Raw genomic sequence first — 12,550 nt, 5'->3', positions numbered from 1 at the left:
TTGTTGGGAGGCAGCGATGACGTGGATTTCGGAGTTTGTCAGATATTTATCCGTGCTGGGCGACCCTAGGCTGGAGCCCGGCACCATCGACGGGCTTCCCCCGTTCGCCTTGCGCCAGACGGTGGATGCCTTGCAGGCCGCCGGCTGGATCACGACCTACGAATACGGCGGCGCCGACGCCTGGGTCGACTACGCCCGCGTCGACCTGCGCAAGGGCCGCTCCAAGCTCAAGCTCGAGTGGGACCAGGAAAGCGGCGGCAGCATCGACGGCCCGCGCGTGGTGCTGGATGAGTTACGGGTGCTGGATCCGTGGACCAGGATGCAGCCGCGGCCGCATTGAACCATTGAACATGCGTGGGCACGGGGTGCCCACCCTACGTAGGGCGGGCACCCCGTGCCCGCGGCGACATCAAAACCGCTCGTCGGCGCCCAGATAGCGCCACTGCCCCGGCGGCAGCTCGCCCAGCTTGACGCGGCCGATCCGCACCCGCTTCAGGCCGATCACCTTCAGGCCCACCATGTCGCACATGCGGCGGATCTGCCTTTTCCGGCCTTCTTTCAGGGTAAAGCTGAGCTGGTCGTCGTTCTGCCAGCGCACCTTGGCCGGCAGCAGCGGTTTGCCGTCCATCCACAGGCCGTGATTCAGCTTCTTCAGATCCGCGTCCGGCAGCCTGCCCGGCCTGGTGTACTGCACGCGCACCAGGTATTCCTTCTCGATGGAAGTGTCTTCGCCGATCAGCTGGCGCGCGATGCGGCCGTCCTGGGTCAGCACCAGCAGGCCGACCGAATCGATGTCCAGGCGCCCGGCCGGCACAAGCGAGCGCAGCTGGGTCGGGTGGAACTGCTCGGGCGAGGGATCGTCCTTCCAGCGGTTTTCCGGCTTGACCAGCACCACGGCCGGCTTGTAGCCATCCTCGGCCTGGCCGCTCACATAGCCGACCGGCTTGTTGATCAGCACCGTCACGCGCTTGCTCTGCTCGGCCGCGGCCTGGCGCTCGACCGTGATCTTCTGGTGCGGCAGCACCTTGCTGCCCAGTTCATTGACGACCTTGCCGTCGACCCGGACCCAGCCTTTCGCAATCCAGTCGTCGGCTTCGCGACGGGATGAAAGGCCAAGTTCGGACATGCGTTTGGAGAGGCGTACGGGTTCGGTCATAGCAGTAAATGTTGATTCGTCATTCCCGCGGAAGCGGGAATCCATCGGCCGCGTTCTCAGTGGCTCGGCATGGATTCCCGCCTGCGCGGGAATGACGGTGGTATTGGTCAGATTTTCAGTGCATCCAGCAATTCAGTCTCGAGCTGCACCTGCACCCGCTGGTTGTTCAGCGCCTGGCCGTCGATCAGGAACACGTCCTCGACGCGTTCGCCCAGGGTCATGATCTTGGCGGTGTGCAGGTTGATGCGGTAGCGCGCCAGCACGCTGGCGATCGCGTACAGCAGGCCGTTGCGGTCGTTGGCGGCAATCGACAGCAGCCAGTACTGGCCGCGCTCGTCCGGGCGCAGGTCGACGCTCGGCGTGATCGGGAAGTTGCGCGACATGCGCGACAGGCGTGCGCGCAGCGGTGGGCTGAGCGGCTCCTGCCGGATCAGCACTTCGCACAATTCGTGCTCGATCAGGCTGATGATGTCGCGGTAGTTGTTGGCGAAGTGTTCGTCCGTGATCAGGAAGGTGTCGAGCGCATAGCCATCCCGCGTCGTATGGATCTTGGCGTCGAGGATGGAGAAATTCTTGCGGTCGAAATAACTGCAGATGCGCGCGAACAGGTCCGGCTGGTCCTTCACGTACACCGTCACCTGCAGGCCTTCGCCGATCGGCGCCAGGCGCGCTTTCACCACGGGCTTGTCGAGCCCCAGCCTGCCGTGCAGGGAGCGGGTCTGCCAGGCGATGTCGGAGGCGTCGTGGCGCAGGAAGTAGGCGACGTCGAGCTGCTTCCACAAGGCCTCGTGCGCATCCGGGGGCAGGCCGAACAGGCGCAGCGTGGCCAGGGCTTCCTGCTGGCGCGCGCGCAGTTCGCGGTCGGCCGAGGGCGGCTCGCCGCCCAGCACGCGCAGCGTCATCTTGTACAGGTCTTCCAGCAGCTTGGCCTTCCAGGCGTTCCACACCTTGGGGCTGGTGCCGCGGATGTCGGCCACCGTCAGCAGGTACAGCGCGGTCAGGTGGCGCTCGTCCTTCACCAGGTTGGCGAAAGCGGCGATCACGTCCGGGTCGGACAGGTCCTGCTTCTGGGCCACCTGCGACATGGTCAGGTGCTGCTCGACCAGGAACACGACGAGCGCCGTGTCGTCCTGCGCGATGCCGTGGTCGCGGCAGAATTCCAGCACGTCCTGCTTGCCCAGCTCGGAATGGTCGCCGCCGCGGCCCTTGGCGATGTCGTGGAACAGCGCCGCCACGTACAGCAGCCAGCGGCGCGGGAAGTTGGCGATCAGCTGGCTGCAGAACGGGTATTCGTGCGCATGTTCCGTCATCGTGAAGCGGCGCATGTTCCGCACCACCATCATGATGTGCTGGTCGACGGTGTACACGTGGAACAGGTCGTGCTGCATCTGGCCGATGATGCGGCGGAAGTTCGGCAGGTAGCGGCCGAGGATGCCCATGTCGTTCATGCGGCGCAGCGCGTGCACCAGGCCGACCGGCGCCTGCAGGATGCGCAGGAACAGCGCCCGGTGCAGCGGGCTGGCGCGGAAGGCATCGTCGATCAGCGTGCGCGCATGCCACAGCGCGCGCATGGTACGCGCCGTCATACCCTTGATGTCGGGGCGCTCGGTCATCACCAGGAAGATCGCCAGCACGGCCGAGGGCTCGGCCTGGAACACGTCGTCGTGGGCGATGTCGATGAAGCCGTTGACTTCGTTGAAGCGCGGGTTGATCGGCACCGGCACCGAAGGGTGGGGGAAGAGCTGGGCCTCGATGTTCTGCAGCAGGATGGTGTTCATCTGGGTCACCGTCTTGGCGGCCCAGTAGTAGCGTTGCATCAGGTATTCGCTGGCGCGGCGCGCTTCCAGGCCCTGGCCGGTCGAGCGCAGGCCGAAGGTCTCGGCGATCGCGGTCTGGACGTCGAACACCAGACGGTCTTCGCGGCGCCGGGTCTGCAGGTGCAGGCGGATGCGGATGTCCTTGAACGCGTATTCCTTTTCCATCAGCTGGCGCGCTTCCTCGCGCGTGATCAGGCCGCGGATCGCCAGCTGGGTCCAGGAATTGCCGAGTTGCGCCGCCTGGGCCACCCAACGGATGACTTGCAGGTCGCGCAGCGCGCCCGGGCTTTCCTTGACGTTCGGCTCCAGGCTGTAGGGCGTAAACTCGTACTTGGCGTGGCGCAGCCGCATCTCGGCGGTCTTGGCGTGGAAGAAAGCCTGGGCATCCATCGCTTCGTGGTAGCGCCGCTGCAGCTCGGCGAACACGGCCTCGCTGCCGGCGACGAGGCGCGCTTCCAGCAGGCTGGTCTGGACCGTGATGTCGGCCGCCGATTCGCTCATGCATTCGTCGACGGTGCGGATCGAATGGCCGATCTCCAGGCCCAGGTCCCACAGCAGCTGGACGAACTGTTCGAGTTTCGCCTGGGTGAGGGCGTCGGCCGGGTTGGCGAGCAGGATCAGCAGGTCGACGTCGGAATGCGGAAACAGCTCGCCGCGGCCGTAGCCGCCGACCCCGACCAGGGCCGCGTCCGACGGCAGCCCGGCCGCGCGCCAGGCATCGGTCAGCACCCCGTCGACACTGTGGCGCAGGCCGCGCAGCAGCTTCTCGGGTTTGCCGTTCTCGCGGAAGTCGGCAATGATGTGGCTGCGCTCGTCCTTCAGGCGCTGGCGCAGCTGCGTCTGCAGGAGAGGCTGTTCGGTGGTGGCGGAACCTGGCATCGGCGTGGCGGTCATGCGGCGCGGACTCAGGCCGCCACGGCGTCCTTGGCGAGGACGATCGCCGGCGGTGGCGGGGTGCCGGCCGAGACGGTCAGCACTTCATAGCCGGTCTCGGTCACCAGGATCATGTGTTCCCACTGGGCCGACAGGCTGCGGTCGCGGGTCTTGATGGTCCAGCCGTCCGGCATTTCCTTGATCTCGCGGGCGCCGGCGTTGATCATCGGCTCGATCGTGAAGATCATGCCCGGCACCAGTTCTTCGCCGGTGCCCGGGTGGCCGTAGTGCAGCACCTGCGGCTCCTCGTGGAAGACCTTGCCGATGCCGTGGCCGCAGAATTCGCGCACCACGCTGAAGCCGTTCTTTTCGGCGTGCTGCTGGATCGCGTGGCCGATGTCGCCCAGGTGCGCGCCCGGTTTGACCTTGCTGATGCCCAGCCACATGCATTCGTAGGTGACTTCCGACAGGCGGCGCGCCTGCAGCTTCGGCTTGCCGACCAGGAACATGCGGCTGTTGTCGCCGTGGTAGCCATCCTTGGTGATGACGGTGACGTCGATGTTGACCGAGTCGCCGTCCTTCAGCACCTTGTCGCCGGGGATGCCATGGCAGATCACGTCGTTGACCGAGGTGCAGACGGCCTTGGGGAAGGGCGGGTAGCCCGGCGGCGCGTAGTTCAGCGGAGCCGGCACGGTGCCCTGCACCTTGACCATGTATTCGTGGCAGAGGCGATCGAGTTCGCCGGTGGTGACGCCGACCTTGACGAAGGGGGTGATGTAATCGAGCACTTCGCTGCCTAGGCGGCCGGCGATACGCATGCCTTCGATCTCTTCCGGGGTCTTGATGGAAATGGACATAATATTTTGCTTGCAATGAGTTCTGCGAGGGATATCCATCCATTATATGTGATCGCGCGATACGTATGAACTTGAAATCAGGACCGAATCCCGCTAGAATCTCGGGTTGCTCGTGTCCGTATCGAGCAATGTTGTAAAAAACGTCTTTTTATTGAATCGCGAATGCGGCCGACAAGGGTGCCCGAAAAGGGTGGACTGGCCGTTATTCAAGACCCAACCCTGGAGAATCATATGTCCGTTACTATGCGCGAAATGCTGGAAGCCGGTGTTCACTTCGGCCACCAGACCCGTTTCTGGAACCCGAAAATGGCACCGTTCATCTTCGGTCATCGCAACAAAATCCACATCATCAACCTGGAAAAAACCATGGCGATGTACCAGGATGCGATGAAGACCATCAAGCAGATCGCTGCCAACCGCGGCACCATCCTGCTGGTCGGCACCAAGCGCCAGGCCCGCGACATCATCGCCGCTGAAGCCCAGCGCGCTGGTGTGCCTTACGTCGACCAGCGTTGGCTGGGCGGCATGCTGACCAACTTCAAGACCATCAAGACCTCGATCAAGCGCCTGAAAGACATGGAAGCCGCCATCGAGTCGGGCGAAGTCGAGAAGATGTCGAAGAAAGAAGCCCTGATGTTCTCGCGCGAACTGGACAAGCTGCAGAAGTCCATCGGCGGCATCAAGGACCTGGGCGGCGTGCCGGACGCGATCTTCGTCGTCGACGTCGGCTACCACAAGGGCGCCATCACCGAAGCCGCCAAGCTGGGCATCCCGGTCATCGGCGTGGTCGACACCAACCACTCGCCGGAAGGCGTTACCCACGTGATCCCGGGTAACGACGACTCGTCGAAGGCCATCACCCTGTACGCACGCGGCGTCGCCGATGCGATCCTGGAAGGCCGTGCCAACGCCACCAACGAAGTCGTGCAGATGGCAGCCAAGGCTGACGACGAATTCGTCGAAGTCTCCGACCAGGCATAATTGGTTAACGCGGGCCTTCGCCCGCGGCCGTGCTGCGCCGGACCCAGGGTCCCGCGCGGTACAAAAAGGGGCGCCGAGCCTGTAATCGAGCGCCCCTTTTTTTAAGCGAATTCAGCAAGAACAATCTCATTAAGGAGAAACAACATGGCAGCGATTACTGCAGCGATGGTCGGCGAACTGCGCGCCAAGACCGATGCCCCGATGATGGAATGCAAGAAGGCCCTGAACGAAGCCGAAGGCGATATGGCCCGTGCTGAAGAGATCCTGCGCGTCAAGCTGGGCGGCAAGGCCTCGAAAGCAGCTTCGCGCATCACCGCCGAAGGCGTGGTGACGGCTTACGTCGCCGGCAACGTCGGCGCGCTGGTCGAAATCAACAGCGAAACCGACTTCGTCGCCAAGAACGACGAATTCATGGCCATGGCCAACCTGGCTGCCAAGCTGGTCGCCGAGAACAACCCGGCCGACGTCGCCGCCCTGGCCGCTCTGCCGGTCGACGGCAAGACCTTCGACGACGTGCGTACGGCACTGATCGGTAAAATCGGCGAGAATATGACCGTTCGCCGCTTCCAGCGCTTCGAAACCACCGGCAAGCTGGCTTCGTACCTGCACGGCTCGCGCATCGGCGTGATCGTCGACTACGACGGCGCCGACGAGCAAGTGGGCAAGGACGTCGCCATGCACATCGCCGCGATGAAGCCGGTCGCCCTGTCGTCCGAGCAAGTGCCGGCCGAACTGATCGAGAAAGAGCGTTCGGTCGCCCAGCTGAAGGCCAAGGAAGATGCCGACAAGGCCATCGCCGAAGGCAAGCAGCCGCAATCGGAAGAGATCGTTGCCAAGCGCATCGACGGTTCCGTGCAGAAGTACCTGAAGGAAGTGTCGTTGTTCAACCAGGCTTTCGTGAAGAACGACAAGCAGAGCATCGAGCAGATGCTGAAGGCGAACAACGCTTCGGTGAAGGCATTCACGATGTACGTCGTCGGCGAAGGCATCGAGAAGAAGGTCGACGACTTCGCAGCCGAAGTCGCTGCCCAGATGGCCGCAGCAAAGCAGTAATCAGCAGTAAGCAAGAAGACGGGCCGCAAGGCCCGTTTTTGCAGGGGCGTCCGGGCAAGTCCGGACGCCCCGGTAGGGTGGGCACCCTGTGCCCACGCGTGACGCTCGCGCCACGTTGGCCCACCCTGCATCAGTACCCCGAATTCGAATCATCTAACATCCAGGAGCCCATTCATGACCAAACCCGCCTACCAACGAGTCCTCCTCAAACTGTCTGGCGAAGCGCTGATGGGCGATGACCAGTTCGGCATTAACCGCGCCACCATCGAGCGCATGGTTGCCGATGTGGCGGAGGTGCAGAAGCTGGGCGTGGAACTGGCCGTGGTGATCGGCGGCGGCAACATCTTCCGTGGCGTGGCGCCGGGCGCGCAAGGCATGGACCGTGCGACCGCCGACTACATGGGCATGCTGGCCACCGTCATGAACGCGCTGGCCCTGGCCGACGCCATGCGCCAGCAGGGCATCACCGCACGCGTGATGTCGGCGATCGGCATCGAGCAGGTGGTCGAGCCCTACGTGCGCCCGAAGGCCCTGCAATACCTCGAAGAAGGCAAGGTGGTCGTGTTTGCTGCCGGCACCGGTAATCCCTTCTTTACCACCGACACCGCGGCCGCCCTGCGCGGCTCCGAGATCTCGGCCGAGATTGTTTTGAAGGCAACCAAGGTCGATGGCGTATATACTGCCGATCCGAAGAAGGATCCGCATGCAACCCGTTACGAGTCGATCACCTTCGACGAAGCGATCGCCAAGCACCTGCAGGTGATGGACGCGACCGCGTTCGCCCTGTGCCGCGACCAGAAGCTGCCGATCAAGGTGTTCTCGATCGTCAAGCCGGGCGCGCTCAAGCGCGTGATCATGGGCGAAGACGAGGGTACACTGGTACACGTTTAACATCCGTAATTTAGAAAAACAGGAGAGCAGCATGTCCGTAGCTGACGTGAAGAAAAATGCCCAGGACAAGATGGCGAAATCCATCGAAACCCTGCGGGCCAACCTGGCGAAAGTCCGTACCGGCCGCGCCCACACCGGTCTCCTCGACAGCGTGACGGTCGAGTACTACGGTTCGCCGACCCAGCTGTCGCAGGTCGCCAACCTGACCCTGATCGACGCCCGCACCATCGGTGTGCAGCCGTACGAGAAGAAAATGCTGGGCACCATCGAAAAGGCGATCCGCGACTCCGACCTGGGCCTGAACCCGTCCTCGTTCGGCGAAATGATCCGCGTGCCGACCCCGCCGCTGACCGAAGAGCGCCGCAAGGAAATGGTCAAGCTGTGCAAGTCGGAAGCCGAAGACGCCAAGATCGCGGTGCGCAACGTGCGCCGCGACGGCAACGAGCAGCTGAAGAAACTGGTCAAGGACAAGGCGATCTCGGAAGACGACGAGCGCCGCGCCTCGGACGACATCCAGAAGCTGACCGACAAGGCCGTGGTCGACATCGACAAGCTGGTTGCAGAAAAAGAAAAAGAAGTCATGACGGTGTAAGCTGGCGGGGGAGGGGCGCTTGTCCCTGCGCTTTGCCCTGTCCTTGCAATCGTGTACGCCGGCCCGGGTGACCGTGCCGGCGCCTCGTTTTTACCGCCGATTCCGGCCTGATTTATGATTTTCAAAAGTTCGACCACCGCAGTTCCCGACGCGCCGAAGGTGCCGCGCCATATCGCCATCATCATGGACGGCAATGGCCGCTGGGCGACCAAACGCCTGCTGCCGCGCGTGGCCGGCCACGTCAAGGGCGTGGACGCCGTGCGCAAGATCGTCGAAGCCTGCGTGGAGCGCGGCGTCGAGTACCTGACGCTGTTCGCCTTTTCCTCGGAAAACTGGCGCCGTCCGGCCGACGAGGTGTCGTACCTGATGGGCCTGTTCGTCACCGCGCTCGAGCGCGAAGTGGCGAAGATGCACGCCAATAACATCCGCCTGAAGGTGGTGGGCGACCTGTCGCGCTTCGACCCGAAGCTGCAGGACATGATCGCCAACGCCGAGCGCAAGACCGCCAACAACAGCCGCCTGACCGTGACCGTGTGCGCCAACTACGGCGGCCGCTGGGACATCATGCAGGCGACCGGCAAGATGGTGGCGGCCAATCCGGGCGCGACCGAATTCACCGAAGAGATGCTGGCGCCGCACCTGGCGATGGCCTACGCGCCGGAGCCGGATCTGTTCATCCGCACCGGCGGCGAAGAGCGCATCTCGAACTTCCTGCTGTGGCAGCTCGCCTATTCGGAGCTGTACTTCACCGACGCGTTCTGGCCCGACTTCTCGCCGGAATCGCTCGATACCGCGATCGCGTCCTACCAGAGCCGGGAGCGCCGCTTCGGCCGCACCGGCGAGCAGGTCGCTACCAAGGCTTGATAACTGATGCTGAAAACCCGCGTCATCACCGCTCTCGTCCTGCTGGCCATCCTGTTGCCAGTCCTGTATTTCAACAATTTCACGGCGTTCGCGGTGGTGGCCACGGTGTTCTTCGGCGCCGCCATCTGGGAATGCGTGCGCCTGTTCAATCCCGGCACCGCCAGCGGCCACATCATCGCCCTGGTATGGGCGGCGGTGTTCGCCTTCTCGGTGTTGAGCGGCCACGGCAGTCCGGCATTCTGGGCCGCGCTCAGCCTGGCGCTGTGGATCGCGCGCTTCACGCCTTCGCTCAAGCTGGGCCTGCCGCCGCTGGGCAGCCCCGTCAACACGCTGCTGAGCCTGCTGTACGGCTTCGCCATCTTCGGCTGCTTCATCGCCATCGTGGTGCTGTTCCAGCACTCGCCGGTGTTCCTGCTGTCGGTGATGGCGATCGTCTGGGTGGCCGACATCGGCGCCTACTTCTCCGGCAAGGCCTTCGGCAAGCGCAAGCTGGCGCCCTCGATCTCCCCGGGTAAATCCTGGGAAGGTGCGATCGGCGGCGGCATCGCGGTGCTGGTGCTGGCTTCGCTGTCGGTGGTTTTCGGCGGCGACGCCTTCGCCGACACCTTCGCCGCGCGCGTCGCGCACGGCTTCGGCTGGCCGGCGCTGCTGGCCATCCTGGTCCTGATGGTTGCCGCCAGCGTGGTCGGCGACCTGTTCGAATCCCAGCTCAAGCGCCGCGCCGGCATGAAGGACAGCAGCAACCTGCTGCCCGGCCACGGCGGCGTCCTCGACCGTATCGATGCCCTGATCCCGGTCCTGCCGCTGGCAGCCCTTATCGGCTCGCAGCTATAAGCCGATCGGTTTAACATGGCCTGGCCACGTTGAACCGGCCGCATATAATGGAAAATGCCATGCAACGCGTAACCATCCTGGGCGCTACCGGCTCGATCGGCGTCTCGACGCTCGACGTGCTCGCGCGCCATCCCGACCAATACGGCGTGTATGCGCTGAGCGCGCACAGCCGCGTCGATGAACTCGCGGTCCAGTGCCGCCAATTCCGTCCGGCCCGCGCCGTCGTCGGCTCGGCCGAGGCCGCCGCGCGCCTGCGCCAGCTGATCGCCGACCTGCCGACCGAGGTCGCTTACGGCGAACAGGCCCTGTGCGAGATCGCCTCCAGCAGCGACACCGACACCGTGATGGCCGCCATCGTCGGCGCCGCCGGCCTGGCGCCGACCCTGGCCGCCGCGCGCGCCGGCAAGAAGGTCCTGCTGGCGAACAAGGAAGCGCTGGTGATGTCCGGCCAGCTGTTCATGGACGCGGTGCGCGAGCACAAGGCGACCCTGCTGCCGATCGACAGCGAACACAATGCGATCTTCCAGTCGCTGCCCGCACACTACGCACGCGAGCCGGAAGCGGCCGGCGTGGCGAAGATCCTGCTGACGGCTTCCGGCGGGCCCTTCCTCAAGCGCGCCGTCGGGACGCTGGAGCAGGTGACCCCCGAGGAAGCCTGCAAGCACCCGAACTGGGCCATGGGCCGCAAGATCTCGGTCGATTCCGCCACCATGATGAACAAGGGCCTGGAAGTGATCGAGGCCCACTGGCTGTTCGGCGCGCCGGCCGACCGGATCGAGGTGGTGATCCACCCGCAAAGCGTGATCCACTCGATGGTGTCCTACGTGGACGGCTCGGTGCTGGCCCAGCTCGGCAACCCCGACATGCGCACCCCGATCGCGCACGCGCTGGCCTACCCGGAGCGGATCGTCTCCGGCGTCGCGCAGTTGGACCTGACGACGATGGCGGCGCTCGAATTCCATGCCCCCGATTTCCAGCGCTTCCCGTGCCTGGCGCTGGCCTTCGACGCCCTGCGCGCCGGCGGCACCGCGCCCGCCTTGCTGAACGCGGCCAACGAGGTGGCGGTGCAAGCCTTCCTCGACCGCCGCATCGGCTTCCGCGACATCGACCGCGTGGTGCGCCGCGTGATGGACGAGGAAGCCCACGGCGCCGCCTCCAGCATCGAGGCGGTGCTGGCCCAGGACGCGCAGGCGCGCCTGGCGGCCGGCCGCATCGTCGACGGCCTGGCCCGGACCTGACGCCATGTCCTTCAGCCATATCCTGATCGGCTTCCTGCTTGGCCTGGGGCCGCTGATCATCCTGCACGAACTGGGCCACTACTGCGTGGCGCGCCTGTGCGGCGTGAAGGTGCGCCGCTTCTCGATCGGCATGGGCCGCGTGGTGTGGTCGCGCCGCTTCGGCCGCGACCAGACCGAGTGGGCGGTGTCGGTACTGCCCCTGGGCGGCTATGTGAAACTGGTCGACAAGCGCGACCCGGGCTCGGCCCCGGTCGACGCCGAAGAAGCAGCGCGCGAGTTCACCAGCCAGAATGTGTGGAAGCGTATCGCCATCATCGCCGCCGGTCCCGCGGTCAATTTCGTGGTGGCGATCCTGCTGATGGCCGGCCTGTTCATGGCCGGCAAAGAGGAACCGGGCACGCGTCTGCGCGCGATGCCGGCCGATACCCCGGTCTACGTGGCCGGCGTGCGCGGCGGCGACGCCATCCAGGCCGTCAACGGCCGTCCGGTCCAGTCGTGGAGCGAGCTGCGCTGGGAGGTGGTGCGCGCGGCCATCGACAAACGCGACGCCGAATTCGCCCTGCATGGCCAGGGCGGCGACAGCTACCGCGCCGTGATTCCGGCAGCGACCCTCGCCCGTTTCGACCCCGACGGCAAGGACGACATCATGGAAGGTCTCGGCCTGCAGATCTGGCGTCCGGCGGCCGTGGCGAGCGCGGTGGTGCCGGGTGGCGCGGCCGCGCGCGCCGGCCTGCGCGCCGGCGACCTGATCACGGCGATCGACGGCAAACCGGTGATCGACGCCGTCGACGTGATCCTGGCGGTACGCAAAGCGGCCGGGCGCAGCCTGCAGTTCGGCCTCAAGCGCGACGGCCAGCCGCTCGAAGCGACGGTGACGCCCGAGCGCGACGAAAAATCGGGGCAGGGGATCATCAAGCTGGAGATGGCGCAGCTGCCGCAAATGGTCACGGTGAAAGCCGGACCGCTCGATGCCATCGCCAAAGGCGCGGCGCGGGCCTGGGACGGCAGTGTCACCACCCTCAAGATGCTGGGCCGGATCCTGACCGGCGAAGTCTCGCTGAAGAACGTGTCGGGTCCGCTGACCATCGCCGGCGTCGCCGGACAGGCCGTAGACAGGGGCTTCGGTACATATATCGAGATACTTGCCTTCATCAGTCTGAGCCTGGGTGTAATGAATCTGTTACCAATTCCCGTTCTGGATGGCGGCCAATTGCTGTATTATTCGCTGGAAGTTTTGACCGGGCGCCCCCTGCCAGCGCGAGTAGGAGAGATCGCGCAGCTCGCCGGGTTCGGCCTGATGCTCATGCTGATGGCGCTCGCCGTCTTCAACGACCTGGTGCGGCTGTTCTGATACCGGGCGCAGAATACGTACGTTGTCCAAATGACTGACCCAT

The 12,550-nt window shown here is 64.8% G+C and carries 12 protein-coding genes; 9 read left to right on the top strand and 3 right to left on the bottom strand.

The genetic code is table 11. From position 1 onward, the window contains the following. Window positions 1–16 precede the first annotated feature (16 nt). A complete protein-coding gene (locus NX782_RS00390; protein WP_258843496.1) occupies window positions 17–340 on the top strand; it encodes a hypothetical protein in 324 nt (107 codons plus the stop codon). A 69-nt stretch (window positions 341–409) separates the two neighbouring features. Here the strand turns inward: NX782_RS00390 and NX782_RS00385 are convergent, their stop codons facing one another. From NX782_RS00385 to map, 3 genes are all read right to left on the bottom strand, one after another. Beyond that, window positions 410–1,156 carry a pseudouridine synthase gene (locus NX782_RS00385; RefSeq protein ID WP_258843495.1) on the bottom strand — a complete coding sequence of 249 codons (747 nt, stop codon included), beginning with the start codon at window positions 1,154–1,156 and terminating at the stop codon, window positions 410–412. Window positions 1,157–1,263: 107 nt separating this feature from the next. After that, window positions 1,264–3,867, bottom strand: a complete 2,604-nt coding sequence (locus NX782_RS00380) for a [protein-PII] uridylyltransferase (RefSeq protein ID WP_258843494.1) — start codon at window positions 3,865–3,867, stop codon at window positions 1,264–1,266. An 11-nt stretch (window positions 3,868–3,878) separates the two neighbouring features. Then, on the bottom strand, window positions 3,879–4,703 hold the full coding sequence (gene map, locus NX782_RS00375) for a type I methionyl aminopeptidase (protein WP_258843493.1): 825 nt from the start codon (window positions 4,701–4,703) through the stop codon (window positions 3,879–3,881). Window positions 4,704–4,934: 231 nt separating this feature from the next. Here map and rpsB point away from each other — a divergent pair, with 231 nt between their 5' ends. From rpsB to rseP, 8 genes are all read left to right on the top strand, one after another. After that, on the top strand, window positions 4,935–5,684 hold the full coding sequence (gene rpsB / locus NX782_RS00370; protein ID WP_258843492.1) for a 30S ribosomal protein S2: 750 nt from the start codon (window positions 4,935–4,937) through the stop codon (window positions 5,682–5,684). A 144-nt stretch (window positions 5,685–5,828) separates the two neighbouring features. After that, window positions 5,829–6,737: a translation elongation factor Ts gene (gene tsf / locus NX782_RS00365; protein WP_258843491.1), complete on the top strand. Its 909-nt coding sequence runs from the start codon at window positions 5,829–5,831 to the stop codon at window positions 6,735–6,737. A gap of 174 nt (window positions 6,738–6,911) precedes the next feature. Beyond that, window positions 6,912–7,628, top strand: a complete 717-nt coding sequence (pyrH, locus tag NX782_RS00360) for a UMP kinase (RefSeq protein ID WP_258843490.1) — start codon at window positions 6,912–6,914, stop codon at window positions 7,626–7,628. A gap of 31 nt (window positions 7,629–7,659) precedes the next feature. Further along, complete coding sequence (gene frr / locus NX782_RS00355) at window positions 7,660–8,220, top strand: ribosome recycling factor (RefSeq protein WP_258843488.1); 561 nt, start codon at window positions 7,660–7,662, stop codon at window positions 8,218–8,220. 114 nt (window positions 8,221–8,334) lie between these two features. Continuing rightward, entirely contained in the window at window positions 8,335–9,084 is a 750-nt protein-coding gene (gene uppS, locus NX782_RS00350; RefSeq protein WP_258843487.1) for a polyprenyl diphosphate synthase, read from the top strand. Window positions 9,085–9,090: 6 nt separating this feature from the next. Beyond that, window positions 9,091–9,918, top strand: coding sequence for a phosphatidate cytidylyltransferase (locus tag NX782_RS00345; RefSeq protein ID WP_258843486.1), 828 nt, complete (start codon window positions 9,091–9,093; stop codon window positions 9,916–9,918). Window positions 9,919–9,977: 59 nt separating this feature from the next. Beyond that, the gene (gene ispC, locus NX782_RS00340; protein ID WP_258843485.1) at window positions 9,978–11,156 is read left to right on the top strand and encodes a 1-deoxy-D-xylulose-5-phosphate reductoisomerase; all 1,179 of its coding nucleotides are present in this window, start codon (window positions 9,978–9,980) and stop codon (window positions 11,154–11,156) included. Between the two features lie 4 nt (window positions 11,157–11,160). Further along, window positions 11,161–12,507, top strand: a complete 1,347-nt coding sequence (gene rseP, locus NX782_RS00335; protein ID WP_258843484.1) for an RIP metalloprotease RseP — start codon at window positions 11,161–11,163, stop codon at window positions 12,505–12,507. The last annotated feature ends 43 nt before the right edge of the window (window positions 12,508–12,550 follow it).

Source organism: Massilia norwichensis (assembly GCF_024753245.1).
Taxonomy (GTDB): domain Bacteria; phylum Pseudomonadota; class Gammaproteobacteria; order Burkholderiales; family Burkholderiaceae_D; genus Telluria; species Telluria norwichensis.
This window is presented reverse-complemented; position numbering and strand designations above follow the sequence as displayed.

Excerpts from the sequence above, each read along its gene's own strand:
- ispC (WP_258843485.1), top strand. The coding sequence starts at position 9,978 with ATGCAACGCGTAACCATCCTGGGCGCTACCGGCTCGATCGGCGTCTCG.
- pyrH (WP_258843490.1), top strand. The coding sequence starts at position 6,912 with ATGACCAAACCCGCCTACCAACGAGTCCTCCTCAAACTGTCTGGCGAA.
- NX782_RS00380 (WP_258843494.1), bottom strand. The coding sequence starts at position 3,867 with ATGACCGCCACGCCGATGCCAGGTTCCGCCACCACCGAACAGCCTCTC.
- frr (WP_258843488.1), top strand. The coding sequence starts at position 7,660 with ATGTCCGTAGCTGACGTGAAGAAAAATGCCCAGGACAAGATGGCGAAA.
- map (WP_258843493.1), bottom strand. The coding sequence starts at position 4,703 with ATGTCCATTTCCATCAAGACCCCGGAAGAGATCGAAGGCATGCGTATC.
- NX782_RS00385 (WP_258843495.1), bottom strand. The coding sequence starts at position 1,156 with ATGACCGAACCCGTACGCCTCTCCAAACGCATGTCCGAACTTGGCCTT.
- NX782_RS00345 (WP_258843486.1), top strand. The coding sequence starts at position 9,091 with ATGCTGAAAACCCGCGTCATCACCGCTCTCGTCCTGCTGGCCATCCTG.
- NX782_RS00390 (WP_258843496.1), top strand. The coding sequence starts at position 17 with ATGACGTGGATTTCGGAGTTTGTCAGATATTTATCCGTGCTGGGCGAC.
- uppS (WP_258843487.1), top strand. The coding sequence starts at position 8,335 with ATGATTTTCAAAAGTTCGACCACCGCAGTTCCCGACGCGCCGAAGGTG.
- tsf (WP_258843491.1), top strand. The coding sequence starts at position 5,829 with ATGGCAGCGATTACTGCAGCGATGGTCGGCGAACTGCGCGCCAAGACC.
- rseP (WP_258843484.1), top strand. The coding sequence starts at position 11,161 with ATGTCCTTCAGCCATATCCTGATCGGCTTCCTGCTTGGCCTGGGGCCG.
- rpsB (WP_258843492.1), top strand. The coding sequence starts at position 4,935 with ATGTCCGTTACTATGCGCGAAATGCTGGAAGCCGGTGTTCACTTCGGC.